Annotated in this window: 15 protein-coding genes; 8 read left to right on the top strand and 7 right to left on the bottom strand. The window is 74.4% G+C overall.

The window, feature by feature from the left end; all coding sequences use genetic code 11:
- Window positions 1–7: 7 nt before the first annotated feature.
- A complete protein-coding gene (gene hrpB, locus V1L54_RS22780) occupies window positions 8–2629 on the bottom strand; it encodes an ATP-dependent helicase HrpB (RefSeq protein WP_330119952.1) in 2622 nt (873 codons plus the stop codon).
- 60 nt (window positions 2630–2689) lie between these two features.
- The gene (locus tag V1L54_RS22775; RefSeq protein WP_330120024.1) at window positions 2690–3517 is read right to left on the bottom strand and encodes a class I SAM-dependent methyltransferase; all 828 of its coding nucleotides are present in this window, start codon (window positions 3515–3517) and stop codon (window positions 2690–2692) included.
- Window positions 3518–3950: 433 nt separating this feature from the next.
- On the opposite strand from V1L54_RS22775, the gene rpsA reads away from it, so the two are divergent.
- The 4 genes from rpsA (at window position 3951) to V1L54_RS22755 (ending at window position 8074) form a co-directional block, all read left to right on the top strand.
- Window positions 3951–5471 (top strand): 30S ribosomal protein S1, encoded by a 1521-nt coding sequence (gene rpsA, locus V1L54_RS22770; protein WP_330119951.1) that lies wholly within the window; start codon window positions 3951–3953, stop codon window positions 5469–5471.
- Between the two features lie 279 nt (window positions 5472–5750).
- A complete protein-coding gene (locus V1L54_RS22765; RefSeq protein WP_330119950.1) occupies window positions 5751–6740 on the top strand; it encodes a PAC2 family protein in 990 nt (329 codons plus the stop codon).
- Window positions 6741–6881: 141 nt separating this feature from the next.
- On the top strand, window positions 6882–7484 hold the full coding sequence (gene coaE / locus V1L54_RS22760) for a dephospho-CoA kinase (RefSeq protein ID WP_330120023.1): 603 nt from the start codon (window positions 6882–6884) through the stop codon (window positions 7482–7484).
- A gap of 218 nt (window positions 7485–7702) precedes the next feature.
- Complete coding sequence (locus V1L54_RS22755; protein WP_100201298.1) at window positions 7703–8074, top strand: tetratricopeptide repeat protein; 372 nt, start codon at window positions 7703–7705, stop codon at window positions 8072–8074.
- 124 nt (window positions 8075–8198) lie between these two features.
- Here V1L54_RS22755 and V1L54_RS22750 read toward each other — a convergent pair whose 3' ends face one another.
- Window positions 8199–8978 carry a hypothetical protein gene (locus tag V1L54_RS22750; RefSeq protein WP_330119949.1) on the bottom strand — a complete coding sequence of 260 codons (780 nt, stop codon included), beginning with the start codon at window positions 8976–8978 and terminating at the stop codon, window positions 8199–8201.
- 191 nt (window positions 8979–9169) lie between these two features.
- On the opposite strand from V1L54_RS22750, the gene V1L54_RS22745 reads away from it, so the two are divergent.
- Window positions 9170–9913 carry an HNH endonuclease family protein gene (locus tag V1L54_RS22745; RefSeq protein ID WP_330120022.1) on the top strand — a complete coding sequence of 248 codons (744 nt, stop codon included), beginning with the start codon at window positions 9170–9172 and terminating at the stop codon, window positions 9911–9913.
- A 961-nt stretch (window positions 9914–10874) separates the two neighbouring features.
- Here V1L54_RS22745 and V1L54_RS22740 read toward each other — a convergent pair.
- Complete coding sequence (locus tag V1L54_RS22740) at window positions 10875–11552, bottom strand: AIM24 family protein (RefSeq protein ID WP_330119948.1); 678 nt, start codon at window positions 11550–11552, stop codon at window positions 10875–10877.
- 487 nt (window positions 11553–12039) lie between these two features.
- On the opposite strand from V1L54_RS22740, the gene V1L54_RS22735 reads away from it, so the two are divergent.
- Both V1L54_RS22735 and V1L54_RS22730 read left to right on the top strand, forming a co-directional pair.
- Window positions 12040–12471 (top strand): type II toxin-antitoxin system PemK/MazF family toxin, encoded by a 432-nt coding sequence (locus V1L54_RS22735; RefSeq protein WP_330119947.1) that lies wholly within the window; start codon window positions 12040–12042, stop codon window positions 12469–12471.
- Between the two features lie 75 nt (window positions 12472–12546).
- Window positions 12547–13284 carry a PIG-L deacetylase family protein gene (locus tag V1L54_RS22730; RefSeq protein ID WP_330119946.1) on the top strand — a complete coding sequence of 246 codons (738 nt, stop codon included), beginning with the start codon at window positions 12547–12549 and terminating at the stop codon, window positions 13282–13284.
- A gap of 178 nt (window positions 13285–13462) precedes the next feature.
- On the opposite strand, the gene V1L54_RS22725 is transcribed toward V1L54_RS22730, so the two are convergent.
- The 3 genes from V1L54_RS22725 to V1L54_RS22715 all read right to left on the bottom strand — a co-directional run bounded on the left by V1L54_RS22725 (window position 13463) and on the right by V1L54_RS22715 (window position 16509).
- The gene (locus tag V1L54_RS22725; RefSeq protein WP_330120021.1) at window positions 13463–14722 is read right to left on the bottom strand and encodes an MFS transporter; all 1260 of its coding nucleotides are present in this window, start codon (window positions 14720–14722) and stop codon (window positions 13463–13465) included.
- Between the two features lie 184 nt (window positions 14723–14906).
- The gene (locus V1L54_RS22720; protein ID WP_330120020.1) at window positions 14907–15476 is read right to left on the bottom strand and encodes a methylated-DNA--[protein]-cysteine S-methyltransferase; all 570 of its coding nucleotides are present in this window, start codon (window positions 15474–15476) and stop codon (window positions 14907–14909) included.
- 124 nt (window positions 15477–15600) lie between these two features.
- Window positions 15601–16509 (bottom strand): glycerophosphodiester phosphodiesterase, encoded by a 909-nt coding sequence (locus V1L54_RS22715; protein WP_443076754.1) that lies wholly within the window; start codon window positions 16507–16509, stop codon window positions 15601–15603.
- 328 nt (window positions 16510–16837) lie between these two features.
- On the opposite strand from V1L54_RS22715, the gene uvrB reads away from it, so the two are divergent.
- Window positions 16838–18973 carry an excinuclease ABC subunit UvrB gene (gene uvrB / locus V1L54_RS22710; RefSeq protein ID WP_330119945.1) on the top strand — a complete coding sequence of 712 codons (2136 nt, stop codon included), beginning with the start codon at window positions 16838–16840 and terminating at the stop codon, window positions 18971–18973.
- Window positions 18974–19101 lie beyond the last annotated feature (128 nt).

The raw sequence follows: 19101 nt of genomic DNA, 5'->3' as shown, positions 1-19101 counted from the left end.
CCGCGCGTCAGCGGGCCCGGCCCGTCCCGCCGCGTGCCGCGGCCGCCGTACGCCGGGTCGGTTCCGCCGTCGCCGGGTCCTCGGGCCAGGGATGCCTGGGATAGCGGCCGCGCAGCTCGGCCCGCACCGAGCGGTAGCCGTCGCGCCAGAACGACGCCAGGTCCGCCGTCACCGCGGCGGGCCGCCCGGCGGGTGACAGCAGATGCACCAGCAGCGGTACCCGCCCTCCGGCCAGCCGAGGCGCCTCACGCCAGCCGAACAGTTCCTGCAGCTTGACCGCCAGCACCGGCCGCTCACCGCCGTAGTCCACCCGGATCCGTGACCCGGAGGGCACCTCGATCCGTTCCGGCGCCAGCTCCTCCAGCCGGGTGGCCTCACCGGTGGCCCACGGCAGCAGGGCGGTCAGCAGCCGCCCGGCGTCCGCCCGTGCCAGATCGTCCCGCCGCCGGGCCGCTCCCAGCACCGGGCCCAGCCACTCCTCCGCCCGGGCCAGCAGTGCCGCGTCCGACATGTCGGGCCAGGGTTCGCCCAGCTCCCGGTGGAGGAAGGCCAGCCGCTGCCGCAGCGAGAGCGCCTCGCGGGTCCAGCGCAGCAGCCCCGGTCCCTCGCTCCGGAGCCCGTCCAGCAGCGCCGCCCGCACCAGCGCGGGGTCCGGCCGCTCCAGCGGGGCGGCGGCCAGTTCGACCGCGCCCAGCCGTGCCACCCGCCGGGCGATGACATCCCCGGCGCCGCGCCGCGGTGCCGACCACCGGACCTCCTCGTCCTCGGAGTACAGCGCCCCGGCGGCCCGGCGCGCGGTGTCCTCGTCGATCACCGCGGCCAGCCGTACCCGGGCGGAGGCCGAGCCCACCGGCCGGTCCGCGGCGGCGACCGCCAGCCAGGGAACGTCGCGCAGCCCGGAGTCGGGGGCGGTCTCCGCCCGGGTTCCGGAGACCATCAGATACGTACGCTCGCCGCGGGAGCGTGCCACCCGCTCGGGGTAGGCCAGCGCCACCATCAGCCCCGCGGCCGTGTCGTCCGGCGTCTCCGCCCCTGTCGCGGTCTCCGCCGGTCCGGCCCCGCCCGTCCCGGGCAGGGCGTCCACCAGCCGGCGTGTCTCCCGGCGCCAGCGGGCGGTGTACCCGTCCCCGCCGCCCCGGCCGCGGCGCGCGGCACGCCAGACGGCCGCGACCTCGGTGCCGTACTCCCGGGGCGGCTCCTCGCTCAGCAGCGCCACCACCTCCGCCGCGCGCCGCGCCCCCACCAGGGGCGCGCCGTCCAGCAGGGCGCGGGCCAGCCGGGGGTGCAGACCCATCGCGGCCATCCGCCTGCCGCGTCCGGTGGCCCGTCCGCCGTCGTCCACGGCGCCGATCGCGCGCAGCACCTCGCGGGCCGCGGCCATCGCCCCGGCCGGCGGCGGGTCCGGCAGGGCCAGACCGCGCGCGTCCGGGTCGCCCCAGCAGGCCGCGCGCAGGGCGAACGCGGTGAGGTCCGCGAGCGCGATCTCGGGGGAGGGGAAGCGCGGCAGCCGCTCGTGCCCGGCCTCGGCCCAGCAGCGGTACACCACGCCCGGCGCCTCGCGTCCGGCCCGGCCCGCGCGCTGTTCGGCCGAGGCCCGCGAGACCCGCACCGTCGTCAGCGCGCCGAGACCGCGGGCATGGTCGGTGCGCGGCTCGCGGGCCAGCCCGGAGTCCACCACCACCCGCACCCCCGGCACCGTCAGGCTGGACTCCGCGACCGCGGTGGCCAGCACCACCCGGCGCCGTCCGGCGGAGCCGGCCAGCACCGCGTCCTGGTCGGCGGCCGGGGCGCGGCCGTGCACCTGGAGCACCTCGGCGTCCGTGCCGGCCCCTGCCGCGCCGTCGGCCCCCAGCAGCGCGGCCACCCGGGCGATCTCCCCGACGCCGGGCAGGAAGCACAGCACATCGCCGTCCTCCTCCCGCAGCGCCCGCCGCACGGTGTCCGCGACGTGGGCGAGCAGGGCCGGGTCCACCCGCATGCCGTGCGCGGGGCGCACCGGCCGGGTGCCGCCGGGAGGCGCCCACACCGTCCGCACGGGGTGGGTCACGCCGGGGGCCGCCACCACCGGCGCGTCCAGCAGCCGGGCCCAGGCCCCGGTGTCGGTGGTGGCCGAGGCGGCGACCAGGCGCAGCTCCGGCCGCAGCGCGGCCCGCACGTCGAGCAGGAAGGCGGCGGCAGTGTCCGCGTCCAGCTGCCGCTCGTGGCACTCGTCCAGCACCACCGTGTCCACCCCCGGCAGTTCCGGGTCGCGCTGGAGCCGCTGGAGCAGCACTCCGGTGGTGACCACCTCCACCACGCACTCCGGTCCCACCGCCCGCTCCCCGCGCACGGTGAAGCCGACCCGTTCGCCCACCCGCTCGCCCAGCAGCCAGGCCATCCGGCGTGCCGCGCCCCGCACCGCGATACGGCGCGGCTCGGCCACCACCACGCGCCGGACGTCCCCGGTGCTCCGGGTGCTCCCGGCGCCGGGGGAGACCAGTCCGGCCAGGGCGAGCGGCACCAGTGTGGTCTTGCCCGTGCCCGGCGGCGCGGACAGCACGGCCGCCCCGCGGGTGGTCAGCGCGTCCGCCAGGGCGGGCAGGACGGAGCGCACGGGCAGCCGGTCGAGGGCGTCGGTCCGCAGGGGCATGCCGCCATTCTGTCCCGTCGTCCCGCCCCGCCGGCGCGGCGTCCCCGGGCTCCGCGGGGCTCAGCCGCGCTCGCAGACGAAGACCGCCGTGCCCGGGATCAGCCGCCCGCGCAGCGGCGACCAGCCGCCCCACTCCTGCCGGTTGTCCGCGGGCCACTCCGGTTCCACCAGGTCCACCAGCCGGAAGCCGGCGGCGACCAGGTCGCGCACCCGGTCGCCGAGGGTGCGGTGGTGCTCGACGTAGACCGCCCGCCCGCGGTCGTCCTGCTCCACGTAGGGGGTGCGGTCGAAGTAGGAGGAGGTGACCGTCAGGCCCTCCGGCCCGGGCTCGTCGGGAAAGGCCCAGCGGATCGGGTGGGTCACCGAGAACACCCACCGGGCGCCCGGCCGCAGGACACGGTGCACCTCGCGCAGCACCCGCACCGGGTCGGCGACGAAGGGCAGCGCACCGTAGGAGGAGCACGCCAGGTCGAAGGAGCCGGCGGCGAACGGGAGGGCCCCCGCGTCCGCCTGGACCAGCGGGAAGAGCGGTCCGGCGCCCGGGCCGGCCGGCAGCGCGTGCCGCAGCTGCCGGTGGGAGATGTCCAGCGCCACCGGCCGCGCGCCCCGCGCCGCCAGCCAGCGCGAGCACTGGGCCGCCCCGGCGCCGATCTCCAGCACGGACCGCCCGGCCAGCTCCGCCACCGGGCCCAGCAGTCCGGCCCGCTCCTCGTCCAGCCCCTCCGGGCCCCACACGAAGCGGCCGCCGCCGGCGGTGCCGCCGAGGAAGGCGCCGTGCTCGCGCTGGTAGTCGTCGGCGTTCCGGTCCCACCAGCTCCGGCTCGCCCTGCTGCTCTCCGTCCCGTCCGCGTGACGGCGTGCGGCCCGGGGCTCGCTCTCCTGGTTCATGCCGCGCCCATGGCGTTCGTGCCCGTCGTTCGTGCCGGCGTTCATGGCTGGTCCGTGCCGCCCGTCGTCGTGGCCTGTGCGGTGGGGTGCGCCGCCCGGAGACCGGCGGAATCGGTGCGGAACCGGGGGGACCGGCCGTGAGACGCGGCGACATGTGCCGGATATGGGGGGTAAGTCCAGCGTGTACTCGTTCGCGCATTGACCATGCCCGGCTGCCCCCGTATGCTACAAGTTGCGCTGCGGGCCTGCGCGCCTCAGACGGAGCAGGTCGCGCTCGTATCTGTTGTATGTCCCCTCGGTTGTCGAGGCGCCGGTGATTTCCTCGGAGATCTGTGCAGGTGCCTCCCAGGCTGTCCGGCTTCGGCAGTGCGATAAGGGCTCACGGCGTGGCAGTACCTACGATTTCAATGTCCGTACCGGAGCCCTTTTCCACATGACGAGCAGCACCGAGACCACCGTGACCACCCCGCAGGTTGCGGTTAACGACATCGGTTCCGAGGAAGCCTTCCTCGCCGCGATCGACGAGACGATCAAGTACTTCAACGACGGCGACATCGTCGACGGCGTCATCGTGAAGGTCGACCGGGACGAGGTCCTGCTCGACATCGGTTACAAGACCGAAGGCGTCATCCCTTCCCGAGAGCTGTCGATCAAGCACGACGTCGACCCGAACGAGGTCGTCGCCGTCGGTGACGAGATCGAGGCCCTGGTCCTCCAGAAGGAGGACAAGGAGGGCCGCCTGATCCTCTCGAAGAAGCGCGCCCAGTACGAGCGCGCCTGGGGCACCATCGAGAAGATCAAGGAAGAGGACGGCATCGTCACCGGTACCGTCATCGAGGTCGTCAAGGGCGGCCTGATCCTCGACATCGGCCTCCGCGGCTTCCTCCCGGCCTCCCTGGTGGAGATGCGCCGGGTCCGCGACCTCCAGCCCTACGTGGGCAAGGAGCTCGAGGCGAAGATCATCGAGCTGGACAAGAACCGCAACAACGTGGTTCTGTCCCGCCGTGCCTGGCTGGAGCAGACCCAGTCCGAGGTCCGCCAGACCTTCCTCACCACCCTGCAGAAGGGCCAGGTGCGGTCCGGCGTCGTCTCCTCGATCGTCAACTTCGGCGCCTTCGTGGACCTGGGCGGCGTGGACGGTCTGGTCCACGTCTCCGAGCTGTCCTGGAAGCACATCGACCACCCGTCCGAGGTGGTCGAGGTCGGCCAGGAGGTCACGGTCGAGGTCCTGGACGTCGACATGGACCGCGAGCGGGTCTCCCTGTCGCTGAAGGCGACGCAGGAGGACCCGTGGCAGCAGTTCGCCCGGACCCACCAGATCGGCCAGGTCGTCCCCGGCAAGGTCACCAAGCTGGTGCCGTTCGGCGCGTTCGTCCGGGTCGACGAGGGCATCGAGGGCCTGGTCCACATCTCCGAGCTGGCCGAGCGTCACGTGGAGATTCCCGAGCAGGTCGTCCAGGTCAACGACGAGATCTTCGTCAAGGTCATCGACATCGACCTGGAGCGCCGCCGGATCAGCCTCTCGCTGAAGCAGGCCAACGAGTCCTTCGGGGCCGACCCGATGGCGGTCGAGTTCGACCCGACCCTGTACGGCATGGCCGCGTCCTACGACGACCAGGGCAACTACATCTACCCCGAGGGCTTCGACCCGGAGGCCAACGACTGGCTGCCGGGCTACGAGAAGCAGCGCGAGGAGTGGGAGCGCCAGTACGCCGAGGCGCAGCAGCGCTTCGAGCAGCACCAGGCGCAGGTGCTCAAGTCCCGCGAGGCCGACGCGCAGGCGGAGGCCGAGGGGACCAGTGGCGGTGGCGGCGGTGCCGCCGGCGGCCAGCAGGGCGGCGGCGGTGGCGGCGGCGGCTCGTACTCCTCGGAGTCGGGCGACAACTCCGGTGCCCTCGCCTCGGACGAGGCCCTGGCGGCCCTCCGCGAGAAGCTCGCGGGCGGCCAGAGCTGACCCGAGGGCACGGCGCCTGACCGGGCAGCACCGGGACGGACGCCGAACAAGCGCCGAACAAGCAGGGCCCCCTCCCCGGCCGGGGAGGGGGCCCTGCGGTGTGCTCGGGGCCGGACGTGGCACCATACGTGATCATCCGGCGGTGGTTCCCGGCCGTCCGGCCGGGCAGGCGGCGCACCTCCCCGCGGACCCCCGGGGCCCCCTGGGGCACCCGCGGGCGGGAATGCGCCTTCGGTGCCCGGTGTTACCGGCAGACAGGAGCGACACGGAGGGGCGTCAGTGCTGGATCCGCAGAAGCTGTACGAGTGGGATTCCGAAGGGCTGAAGGAGAGCGAGGCAGCCGGCGGCGGGCCGGGCAGCGCCGGGCTCGTCATGCTTTACCACTTCGAGGGCTTCATCGACGCCGGGGAGACCGGCGGCCAGATCACCGAGCTGCTGCTGGGCCACCGGCCGCATCCGACCGTCGCCCGTTTCGACGTGGACCGGCTCGTCGACTACCGGGCCCGTCGCCCGGTGATGACCTTCCGGCGTGACCACTGGGCGTCCTACGAGACGCCCCGGCTGGAGCTGAGCCTGCTGCGGGACGCCACCGGCACTCCCTTCCTGCTGCTCACGGGCCCCGAGCCGGATGTGGAGTGGGAGCGGTTCACCGCGGCGGTGCGCCAGATCACCGAGCGGCTCGGTGTACGGCTCGCGGTGACCTTCCACGGCATCCCCATGGGGGTCCCCCACACCCGGCCCGTCGGTCTCACGCCGCACGGCAACCGCACCGATCTGACACCCGCCCGGCCCAGTCCCTTCGACGAGGCCCAGGTCCCGGGCAGCGCGGCCGCGCTGCTGGAGCTGCGGCTGGCCGAGGCGGGCCACGACGTGCTGGGCTTCGCCGCGCACGTTCCGCACTATCTGGCCCGCTCCGCCTACCCCGACGCCGCCCTGGCCGTCGTCGAGTCGATCACCGCGGCCACCGGTCTGGTCCTGCCCGAGGTCACCCACGCGCTGCGCACCGAGGCACACCGGGTGCGTGACGAGATCGAGCGGCAGCTGGCGGCGGGGGACGACGAGCTGGTCGCGGTCGTGAGGGGGCTGGAGCAGCAGTACGACGCCATAGTCGGCGCCGAGACCCGCGGCAACCTGGTGGCCGAGCCCATGGAGCTGCCGTCCGCCGAGGAACTCGGCGAGGTCTTCGAACGCTTCCTCGCCGAACACGAGGGCGGCGGAGGCGGCGAGGACGGTGCCGGCCCGGCCGGCGGAGACGCCCCCGGCACCTGATCGCGCCGCGCGCCGGTCCGCCGACCTGCTCCGATAGGCTGGACGGCGGTCGCGGCCGGGAGGATTTCCGTCCCGCTGCGCGAGGCCCCGCCGCGGGACGCGGGGGAGTCGACCGGACACCGAGCGGGTGGAGGCGTGAGCATGCTCTCCGTGGGGCTGACAGGCGGGATCGGCGCGGGCAAGAGTGAGGTGTCCCGGCTGCTCGGCGAGCACGGAGCGGTGATCATCGACGCCGACCGGATCGCCCGTGAAGTCGTGGCGCCCGGCACCGAGGGGCTCGCCGCCGTGGTGGCCGAGTTCGGCGAGGAGTTCCTCACCGCGGAGGGCGCGCTGGACCGTCCCCGGCTGGGCTCCGTCGTCTTCGGCGACCCGGAGCGGCTGAAGGCCCTCAACGCGATCGTCCACCCCCTGGTCGGGGCCCGTTCCGCCGAACTCCAGCGGGCGGCGGCCGAGGACGCGGTCGTCGTCCACGACGTGCCGCTGCTGGTCGAGAACGACCTGATGTCCCGCTACGACGTGGTGGTGGTCGTCGACGTCTCGCCCGGCACCCAGCTCGACCGCCTGGTGCGGCTGCGCGGCATGACCGAGGCGGACGCCCGCAGCCGGATGGCAGCCCAGGCCACGCGCGAGCGGCGGCTGGCGGCCGCGGACATCGTCATCGACAACGACGGCTCGCCGGAGGAACTCCGGGAGCGGGTCGCGCAGGTGTGGCGGCGGCTGAGCGAGCGGGCCCGGGCGGCTTGACCGCTCCCCGGCCCGGGAAGACTCACCCGGACAGGGGAATACGACCGCGTGGCGGAACGTTCCCGTGGCGGTACACCACGGTGTCCGCGGCGTCCGGGGTACTCCCGCGGCGCTCCGGAACCACAACCCGTACCCGAGGACCGGTGATCCCGCGGATGTGACGCGCCCGGACGTGTCACGCCAGGCATGCGGCCGATCCCGGGCGAGGAGGCGCCGACGTGCCCGAGACCACGCCAGAGACCCATGTCATCCAGTACCGTGCCGCCGAGCAGCTGCTGGCCGCCCGCGACCCCAGGGGCGCGCTGAAGCTCCTGGAGTCGGTGGTCAGCGCCTTCCCGGAGAAGACCTCCGTCCGGCTGCTGCGCGCCCGGGCCTTCTTCCTCAGCGCCCAGCTGCGCGCCGCCGAGGAGGAGTTCCAGCTCGTCCTGGAGCGCGAGCCGGACAACTCCTTCGCGCACTTCGCCCTCGGCCGCACCCTGCAGCGCACGGGCCGGGAGGACGAGGCGCTGCGGCACTTCCGGCTGGCGGCGGCGCTGGACCCGCGACCGGACTTCTGGGAAGCCGCCCGGTTCGGCGACCGCGCGGCCTGAACCGCGCCCTTCCACCACCGGGCACCTGACGGTGCCGCGCCCGCCGTGACGGTCCCCGTCCGGCGGGCGCGGCACGTGCGCGCCTCCCGGACGGCGGTCCGCCACCGGCGGGCGCGGCACCCGGTCAGTGCCCTTCCGCCGCCCAGGGCGCGGGCAGCCCCAGGGAGCCGGTCATGAAGAACGCCCCCTCCGCCCACTGGCCGGGCACCGGGGAGTGCGGCAGCTGGGTACCGGCGGCGGCGACGTCCACCTCGATCCCGCCGATGGTCCGCACCCTGATCCGGTGGAACACCTCGCCGGTGAGCTCGCTCTCGGCGCGCTCGGTGGCCACCACCTCGCCCGCGAACAGCGCGTGCGGGCTCGGCGCCCACTCCGGACCGGCACCGTCCGGGCGGAACAGCCCGGCCGGAATGAGGAAGTCCGTCGCGAACTTCGGCTCACGGTCGCCCTGCGCCGCGTCGTACGCCGCCTCGTCCGGGTGCAGCGCTATCCGCTCGGCGAGCGCGCTCAGCCGCAGCGTCCCCTCGGTGGGCGCGCCGCCGGGGGAGCGGCCCAGGGCGCGCAGCTCCGCGCGGTCGGTCAGTTCCACCGGCAGCGGGCACAGCATCTCGCCGCCCGGGCCGTCCAGGAGCTCCACATGTGCCGTGCCGTCCGGCGCCAGGGCGATCCCGCGCACCGGGACCGGCGCGCCCCGCGGCACCAGGGCGGGCAGCGCGTACGTCAGCGCCCCCTCCCGGTCGGTCTCCAGTTCCACGCGCGCGCCGCCCGCGCCCGTCCACACCACCCTGGTCAGGCCCGTGCCGACGGGCTCCGCCCGTCCCAGCCCGTGCAGCCGCCGCAGCAGGCCGGCGTACTTCTCCCGGTCGCGCACCTCGAGCCCGATGGTGCCGAAGTGGCTGGTCAAGGCAGAACACCCCCGTTGACGCCCGTTGACGACGAGTACTGTGACGGGCACAACCGTCCTCCGCCCGCGGTCGGAGGGCAACCGGGTTTTCCGGGGCCCGGAGGCGGCAGTATTGGCATGGGCAGGGCGCCGCCCCGCCGTACCGCCGACCCCAGGACCGCCACGTGACACCCCGACACCGCCGCCGCGGAATGGTTCCGCCCGCCGCCCTCGCACTGGCCGCCGCCCTCGCCCTGACCGGCTGCGAGACCCTCGGAGCGGAGGACTCCTCCGCTGTTCCGTCCCCCTCCGCCGGGGACGGCGGGGCGGTCAGCCCGCTGGAGAACGAGGAGGGCACCGGGCCGGGACTCGCGCCCCTCGACTCCGGGGCGGAGCGGGAGGAGGCGCGGAGGATCATCGGGGAGCTGGCGACCAAGGGGCGCGGGCCGAAGACCGGCTACGACCGGGAGGAGTTCGGGTACGCCTGGAAGGACTCCGCCGACGGGGTGCCGCTGGCGCGCAACGGCTGCGACACCCGCAACGACCTGCTGAAGCGCGACGGCCGGGAGCTGCGCTTCCGTTCCGGCTCCGACTGTGTGGTGGTCTCCATGACGCTGGCCGACCCGTACACCGGGAAGACCATCGAGTGGCGCAAGCAGGACGCCAACGAGGTGCAGGTCGACCACGTCGTTCCGCTGTCGTACGCCTGGCAGCTGGGCGCCTCCCGCTGGCCGGAGGACCGGCGCGAGCGGTTCGCCAACGACCCGCTGAACCTGCTGCCCGTGGACGGGGCGGCCAACAGCCGCAAGAGCGACTCCGGACCGGCCGCCTGGCTGCCGCCGAACAGGCAGGTCCGCTGCGCCTACGCGGTGCGCTTCGCGCAGGTCGCGCTCGAGTACGAACTGCCGGTGACGGCGGCGGACCGGACGGCGATGCTGCGGCAGTGCGGGGGCTGAGCGGCCTCGCCCCGGACAGGGCGTGTCCCCGGGCCGCCGTCTTCCCGGCGGGCTCCGGAGGAGGACGGTCCGTCAGGGAGTTCCGGGCGGCGCCGGGTAACCGCACAGCCGGCGGCAGACCACGGACCGGGTGGCGCCGGTGCCCCGGGCGGTCACCGGCCGCGGACGGCCGCCGGGCCGCCTCTCACGCGCCGGTCGGCACCGTACCCGGCTCGGCCGTCGCCGGAGCGACTCGTTGAGACAGCACAGCCGGGGGGCGGGGGACGGGAAGGGGGAGCGGGGGGTTGGCAGCACCCTCACACCGTATCGGCCCCGCCCTGTCCCCGACACGCCGTTGTGAGTACCCGCACACCGGCGGGGCCCGCCGGAGGGCGGGCGGCGTGGCGATCGGGGAGGGGACCGCCACGCCGCCGTGTCACCGGCTGCCGGACGGGGCCGGGAAACGGGCAGGAACCGATCCCGGAATCCGCCGGGCCGCCGGAGTCCTCACCGGCACTGCTCGGGACGGCGGGTGCCGTGCGGTGGACGGGCCGCCTGCCGTGTCGCGTGCCCGGCGGCCGGGACGGGGCCCGCCGTACGGGCGCGGGAGCCGGGCGGTCGTGGCTCCGGCAATGCCGGCTCGGAAAGGAGTGGACCGACCATTGCTGTCCCTTCCTCGGGACCGTGGGAATCGTCCGGGCGTGCTGGGCCCGCGGTACGCGCATCCGTGGCGATCGGTGACGATCGGTATGGAGTATGGGCCCGGGACGGGGGAGCGTCAATGCGTTCTTCCGGAATTTTTCCGGTAGCCAAAAAGCGAAATGGGCCGGGTGGAAACGTTCTGAAAAGCGGTTACCGGATGTCAGAAAAGGGCTCTCCGTCGGGTGTTGGGAAGTTCCCGGAAGAAGCTCCGGAAGGCTTCCGGTAAGGAGCGAGGCGCATTGCCGCGACCGGTACGGGCCGCTCCCGGTGGGCCGGGCGGTCAGCCCGCGGCCTGGGCCGCCGAGCGCGCCTCGCTCGGGCGGACGATCACGAAGCCCTGGCCGTCCAGCCTGAGCTGCACCGCCTCGCCGGAGCCGCCGCGGATCATCGAACCGAAACTCTGCGAACGGTGCAGGGATGTCTGGAGCTGCGCGCTCCAGCCGACGACCGCGTCGGCGTCGACGAAGACCGGCTGCTGCGGGTCCACGGGGATGACGATGGGGCTGCCCTCACAGATCACGCCCAGCTTGCCCTGTCCGGTGAAGACGCTGTTGAACAGGCCGCCGCCGACCATGCCCGCGCCCTTGACGACCTTTATCTCGTAACCGAGGCCCGCGTCGAAGCACAGGACGTTGCGCCCGTTGACGGTGAGGCTGTCACCGGGGTCGAAGTCGATGATGAAACAGTTGGCGGCCTCGTGGGCGAACCACGCCTCCCCCTGGCCGCGGACGGCCATCAGGGCCAGCCCCTCCCCGGTGACCGACCGCTTGATGAAGTTCCCCACGCCCTGGCCCTTCTTCTCGAAGGCCAGATTGCCGCGGAAGGCGATCATGGCCCCCTGCCGGGCGTAGCACTCGCCGTTCACCACGTACCGGATCGACTTGGGGTTCTGCAGGGTCATACCGGGGGCGGTGGCGGGCCGGACGGTGTTCTCGGAGGCGAAGATGTCGCTGCGCATGGCAGGTATGCTCCCCGCTCCTCCGCCGCACGCCAAGGCACCGCGCGCGGCGGAGGACGGGCGGGACGCCTCGATCGGCCGGGCGCGGGACCCGCCGGAGGGTCGCGCCCTCCCCGGCAGGGGCACTCCTCCTCGCCCGGACACGGCCGGAAGGGAGCTGCGGCCCGGAGGACGGGGCTAGGGGAATCACCCGGTGGACGACACCCCCACAGGAGCCCGCCGCCCTGTCCACCCCGCGGGCCACCGCCGATCCCCGCCGGCCTCCACCGAAGACGCCGGGGACCTGTCGCGCCCGGCGGCACCCGTTCCGTGGACGGCGCCGGCCCGCGGCCCGGCCGGCCGGAGGAGCACAGGGCGTCCGTGGCACGACCGCCGGCCGGGACGGAGCAGCGCGCCGACTTCCGTTCCGTGCGTCCGGCCTGGCCGAGCGGGCTGCCGGTGGCGGTGCGGACCGCATGGCAGCGGGGCCTGCCGCTAGCGTGGCCCCATGACGACAGAACCCGGGACGACGGGGTCCACCGCGACCGCCGAGGTGTGTGCCGACGAGGTGGGGGTGGTGCGGACGGCCTACGCGCCCGACCCGGACGGCGATCCGGACCCCGGTGAGATCGTGTGGACCTGGGTGCCCTACGAGGAGCTGGACGGGCGGGGCAAGGACCGCCCCGTCCTGGTCGTGGCGCGGGAGCCGGCCGGCACCCTGCTGGCCGTACAGCTCTCCAGCAGGCCCCGGGACGGAAGGCGGGAGTGGGTGCCGCTCGGCTCCGGCCCCTGGGACCGCTCCGGACGGGAGTCGTGGGTGGACCTGGACCGGGTGTTGCGGATCCATCCGGAGGGAATGCGGCGCGAGGCGTGCGCGCTGGACCGGGCCAGGTTCAACCGGGTCGTGCACAGCCTCCGGCTGCGGTACGGCTGGCACTGATCGCACCGGTCACACCCGCACCACCACACCACCGCAACACGCAGAGCACACCGCGTACCGCCGAGGAGGCCAACGATGGACGGACAGCTCAGCCCCATGCCCGAGGACTGGCAGCGCGCCCTGGCGATCGTCGCCCATCCGGACGATCTGGAGTACGGAGCGGCCGCCGCCATCGCCCGGTGGACCACCGCCGGGCGGGAGATCGCCTATCTGCTGGTGACCCGCGGCGAGGCCGGGATCGACACCATGGACCCGGTCGAGGCGGCACGGGTGCGGGAGGCCGAGCAGCGGTCGAGCGCGGCCGTGGTGGGGGTGGAGGCGGTGGAGTTCCTGGACCACCGGGACGGGGTGATCGAGGAGGGCGTCGCGCTCCGCCGGGACCTGGCCGCCGCGATCCGCCGCCACCGGCCCGAGCTGGTGATCACCCTCAACCACCACGAGACCTGGGGTCCGGGCTTCTGGAACACCCCTGACCACCGGGCCGTCGGGCGTGCCACCCTGGACGCGGCCGGGGACGCGGGCAACCGCTGGATCTTCACCGATCTGGCCGACGAGGGGCTGACGCCCTGGGACGGGGTGCGCTGGGTGGCGGTCGCCGGTTCGCCGGAGGCGACGCACGCCGTGGAGGTGGGGGAGGAGGACGTGGAGCGGGCCGTCGCCTCGCTCGCCGAGCACCGGGCCTACCTCACGGCGCTCAGCGACGAGGAGCCCGCCGAGTACGCCCGCGGGTTCATCACCGGGATGCTGGAGATGTCCGCCGAACGCACCGGCGGACGGCGGGCCGTGACCTTCCAGGTGTATCCGAGGGGGTGACGGGCCGGCCGCCGCCGTGTCCCTCCCCGGGAGGGAGGCGGACGACCGTCCCGGCCGCGGCGGGTGCCCCGGGGGCGAGGGACCGGCGGCCGGCCGGTGTGGCGCCGTGCGGCGGTGCGCCGGGCCCCGCCCGGCGTGCGGCCGGCTCAACGCGGCGGCGGCCGGCCCCACTCCGCCGTCACCGGCCGGCCGCCGCCGGACGGCGGTGGCGGGTGAGCAGCACGAGTGCGGCGACCGGCAGCAGCAGGGCGGCCGCCGCCGCGTTGAGCCAGCCGTAGCCCGCCTTGGCCATGACCAGGCCGGCGAGCGCGCCGCCCACCCCCGCCGCGGCGTTCATGGCCAGGTCGGAGAGCCCCTGGACGGCCGCGCGGGCGGCCTGCGGCACCGAGTCGGTGAGCAGGGCGGAACCGCCGACCAGCCCGGCGGACCAGCCCAGCCCCAGGAGGAACAGGCCCACCGCGCTGCGGGTGTGGTCGCCGTCCGCCGTGCCGGCCACCAGGGCCGCGCACGCCAGCAGCGCGACGGCGGCCGAGATGACCGGGACCCGGCCCAGCCGGTCGCAGAGCCTGCCCATCAGCGGCGAGAAGGCGTACATGCCCGCGATGTGGCCGCTGATCACCAGACCGATCAGCTCGATGCCCGCGCCGTGGTGGTCCAGGTCGACCGGGGTCATCACCATGATCGAGACCATGGTGGTGTGCGCGCCCGCGATGGTGACCAGAGCCAGCCGGGCGGGTGCCGAGGCGGTGACGGCGGACAGACCGGCGCGCAGTGACCGGGCCCGCGCCGGCTCCGGGGCGGCCGGACCGGCGGCGGCCAGGGCACGGGAGGTGAGCAGGGGGTCCGGCCGCAGCATGGCGAACACCAGCGCGGCGGCCAGCAGGAAGACACCCGCTCCCCACAGGAAGGGGCCCGCGGCCTGCGGAACGCCCAGGCCCGCCACGCTGCGTCCGGCCGGGGCGGCTATGTTCGGGCCGAGGACCGCGCCGATGGTGGTGGCCCACACCACCATGGCGATGGCCCGGCCGCGGTGGTCGGGCTCGGCGAGATCGGCGGCGGCGAAGCGGGCCTGGAGGTTGGCGCAGGAGCCCGCTCCGAAGGCGGCCATGCCCGCCAGCAGCAGCGGGAAGCTGCCGAGCACGGCGGCGAGGACCACCACCCCGCCGCCCGCCGCGCCGACCAGGTAGGCCAGCGTCAGCCCCGCGCGGCGGCCGCGCGCGGCCATCAGGGCGGCCAGCGGCAGGGACAGCACGGCCGTGCCCAGGACCGACGAGGTCATGGCCAGCCCGGCCAGCCCCTCCGAACCGCTGACCTCCTCGGCCAGCACGGCGGCCAGGGCGATGCCGGTTGCCACGCCCAGGCCGCCCAGGACCTGGCTCGCGGCGAGCACGGCGGAGGTGCGGCGGCGCAGCGCGGCCAGTTCGCCCCCGGACGGCACCGGGGAGCCCTTGACGGCGCCCTCGGAGGCGGCGGGGGAGGCGACGGGGACGCCTCCGGCGCCGTCAGCAGCGTCGGCGGTTTGGGGAATGTCGGTCACGATGGGCAGTCTGCCAGGGAGGGCCGGGCGGCGACAGCGGTTTCCGCCCCCGGGCGGAGAGCCCGGGGAGCGTCCGGGGAGACGCTCAGAACAGCGGTGCGGGAAGGACGCCCTCCAGCGCCAGCAGCGCGCGCTTGGTCTCCAGCCCGCCGCCGAAGCCGCCGATCCCGCCACCGCTCTCCACCACGCGGTGACACGGCACCACCACCGGCAGCGGGTTGGCGCCCATGGCCACTCCCACCGCGCGCGCCGCGCCGGGTTCGCCGACCCGGGCGGCCAGGGCCCGGTAGCCGACGGTGGCGCCGTACGGCACCGAGGAGGCCAGCTCCCGCAGCACCCGCTCGTTGAAGCCGGACGTCAGCGACCAGTCCAGGGGGACGGAGAACTCCCGGAGCCCGCCGTGGAAGTACCCGTCCAGCTCCCGGACCGCCCCGGCCAGCACCGCGCCGGCCCGGCCCGCCCCGGTGCCGTCGCGCACCGGGGCGGCACCCAGCCGCGCGGCGAGCCGGGCCAGGGCGCGGTCCGCCGTCCGCCCGTCGGCGTGGAAGACGACGGTCACCAGCCCCCGGCCGGTGGCCGCCAGCAGCAGGGGACCGACCGGGGTGCCGCGCACGGTCCAGACCGGCGGGCCGGTCCCCGCCGCCGCCCCGGTCATGGCACGGTCCTCCGCCGCCTTCTCGGTCATGGCACGAGCCTACGGGCCGGCACCGACGGCTTCCCCGCGGTTTTTCCGCCGTTCCCGCCGTTCCCGCCGTTCCCGCCGTTCGGAGGTTGCCCGCTCAGCCGCCCAGGAGACCGCGGACGAGGCCCCGGATGCCGGCCAGGACGGTGTCCACGGCGTTGTCGGGGGAAACGTCCGCGGCCGGGACCGCGGTGGCCTCCCGGACGACGTCCGGCTTGTCGGAGATGATCCCGTCCACGCCCGCGGCGGTGACCCGGCGGGCCGTCTCCGCGTCGTTCACCGTCCAGGTGAAGACCTCCAGCGGCTTGCCGTGCGGCCCCTTCAGCGCGTGGACACGCCGCACGTACTCCTCGGACAGGGCGGTGTGGGGCGGATTGATCTGGTCGGCGAACCGTGCGTGACGCGGCAGGTCGTCGGCGGCCGGAGTGCCCAGGAAGCCGGTCTTCACGGCCGGGGCCTGCTCGTGGACGGCGCGCACCGAGTCGGCGCCGAAGCTCTGGACGATCAGCCGGTTCCGCACGTGCCGCCGGTCCAGCCAGCCCTCCTCCCGGAGCTGCCGCAGGACGTCCGCCTCGATGCCGGGGTACAGCTCGGGCTTCTTGATCTCCAGCAGCAGGCGCTGGCCGTTGTCCTCCACCCGCCGCAGGAACTGCCGCAGGGTGGGCACCGGCTCGCCCGCGTACCGCGGGGCGAACCAGCTCCCGGCGTCCAGCCGGGCGATCTCGGCGGCGGTGAAGTCCGCGACCTTCCAGGGCGCGCGGTCCGGGAAGACCTCCTCGACGTCGGTGGTCCGGGCCAGCCCGTCGTCGTGGAGCACCACCAGTTCACCGTCCCTGGTGCGCTGCACGTCGTTCTCCACCCACTCGACGCCCAGTTCGTGGGCGGCGTCGACGGCGGCGAGGGTGTTCTCGGGGGCGTACGCGGAGGCGCCGCGGTGCGCGACCGGCACGGGGACCGCCCGTCCGGCGGCGGGCACGGCGCCGGCGGTGTCCTCCGCGGGGGGCACCCGGACGGGGACGGCCTGGACGGGGACGGCGGTGAGGGCGAGCAGGCACAGACCGGCGAGCGGGGCGAGGGTGGCGGGACGTACGGGCACGGGGGCTCCTCAGCTGCTTCGGTGTTATCCGGGTTGTCCGGGTTGTCCGTGGTGTCGGGGTTTTCCGGCTCCGGGGCTTCCGGCGGCCTCGGTGCGCCGGCCCCAGGAACATTCCGGCATCGGGGAACGGATACGTGGGCGGGAGGCGTACAGAACCTGAACGCCGTACGGAAGCCCCCGCCGGTGTCGGCCATCCGACGCGGCCCCGGATGTCAGTACGGAGCCGTACGGTGGTCACATGCGGCCCGTGACCCATATCGAACGCAAGGCGGCGCCCTTCGAGGTCGTCAGCCCCTACCGCCCCAGCGGCGACCAGCCGGCGGCCATCGACGAGCTGGAGAAGCGCGTCGGGGCGGGAGAGAAGGACGTCGTACTGCTCGGCGCCACCGGCACCGGCAAGTCGGCGACGACCGCGTGGATGATCGAGCGGCTCCAGCGGCCGACCCTGGTGATGGCGCCGAACAAGACGCTCGCCGCCCAGCTCGCCAACGAGTTCCGCGAGCTCCTGCCGCACAACGCCGTCGAGTACTTCGTGTCGTACTACGACTACTACCAGCCCGAGGCGTACGTCCCGCAGACCGACACCTACATCGAGAAGGACTCCTCCATCAACGAGGAGGTCGAGCGGCTGCGGCACAGCGCGACCAACTCGCTGCTCACCCGGCGCGACGTCGTGGTGGTCGCCTCCGTCTCCTGCATCTACGGCCTGGGCACCCCGCAGGAGTACGTGGACCGGATGGTGCCGCTGAAGGTCGGCCAGGAGTTCGACCGGGACGCACTGCTGCGCCGCTTCGTCGACATCCAGTACACCCGCAACGACCTCGCGTTCACCCGGGGCACCTTCCGGGTGCGCGGCGACACGATCGAGATCTTCCCGGTCTACGAGGAACTGGCCGTCCGCATCGAGATGTTCGGCGACGAGATCGAGGCCCTCTCCACGCTCCACCCGATCACGGGCGAGGTCGTCTCCGAGGACGAGGAGCTGTACGTCTTCCCCGCCTCCCACTACGTGGCGGGCCCCGAGCGCATGGAGCGGGCCATCGCCGGGATCGAGGCCGAGCTGGCCGAGAGCCTGGCGCGGATGGAGAAGCAGGGCAAGCTGCTGGAGGCCCAGCGGCTGCGCATGCGGACCACCTACGACATCGAGATGATGCGGCAGATCGGCACCTGCTCCGGCATCGAGAACTACTCGCTGCACATCGACGGCCGCGCGAAGGGCTCACCCCCGCACACCCTGCTCGACTACTTCCCCGACGACTTCCTGCTGGTCATCGACGAGTCGCATGTCACCGTCCCGCAGATCGGCGCCATGTACGAGGGCGACGCCTCCCGCAAGCGCACCCTGGTCGACCACGGCTTCCGGCTGCCGTCCGCGATGGACAACCGGCCGCTGAAGTGGGAGGAGTTCCTGGAGCGCATCGGGCAGACGGTCTACCTGTCGGCCACCCCCGGGTCGTACGAGCTGTCCCGCTCCGACGGAGTGGTGGAGCAGATCATCCGCCCCACCGGGCTGGTCGACCCGGAGGTCGTGGTCAAGCCCACCGAGGGGCAGATCGACGATCTGGTGCACGAGATCCGTGTCCGCGCCGAGAAGGACGAGCGCGTCCTGGTCACCACGCTGACCAAGAAGATGGCCGAGGACCTGACCGGGTACTTCGAGGAGCTGGACATCCGGGTCCGCTACCTGCACAGCGACGTGGACACCCTGCGCCGGGTGGAGCTGCTGCGCGAGCTGCGGGCCGGCGAGTACGACGTCCTGGTCGGCATCAACCTGCTGCGCGAGGGCCTGGACCTGCCCGAGGTCTCCCTGGTGGCCATCCTCGACGCGGACAAGGAGGGTTTCCTGCGCTCGGGGACCTCCCTGATCCAGACCATCGGCCGCGCGGCGCGCAACGTCTCCGGCCAGGTGCACATGTACGCCGACAAGGTGACCCCGGCGATGGCCAAGGCCATCGACGAGACCAACCGGCGCCGGGCCCGGCAGATCGCCTACAACGAGGCGCACGGCATCGACCCCCAGCCCCTGCGCAAGAAGATCAACGACATCGTGGCGACGATCGCGCGCGAGGAGCTCGACACCCACGAGCTGCTGGACAGCGGCTACCGCCAGGCGGGCGCGGGCCGGGAGCGCAGAGCCCCGGTGCCGGCGCTGGGCCGCGAGGCGCGCGGGGACGGCGGAGGTCCGGGCGGCGGGGGCGCCGAGCGGCCCACCGACCGGCCGGCCGCCGAGCTGGCCGCGCTGATCGAGGAGATGACCGGGCGGATGCGGGCCGCGGCGGCCGAGCTGAAGTTCGAGGTGGCCGCCCGGCTGCGGGACGAGGTGAGCGAACTGAAGAAGGAACTGCGGCAGATGAAGGAGGCGGGCCTGCGCTGACGGGAAGTGTTGCAAGAGCGACACAAACCCGGAACGCCCGGCCCGGCCCGTCAGCCGCAGTGCATAGGGTTCGTGGCAGCCGTCGGCGACGGCGGTTGGTCACACTGGCTGCAACGCAAAAGGGGAAC

It is taken from the genome of Streptomyces rubellus (assembly GCF_036323805.1).
GTDB lineage: Bacteria > Actinomycetota > Actinomycetes > Streptomycetales > Streptomycetaceae > Streptomyces.
The sequence above is the reverse complement of the archived record's forward strand: the minus strand, read 5'-3'. Positions and strand labels throughout refer to the sequence as shown.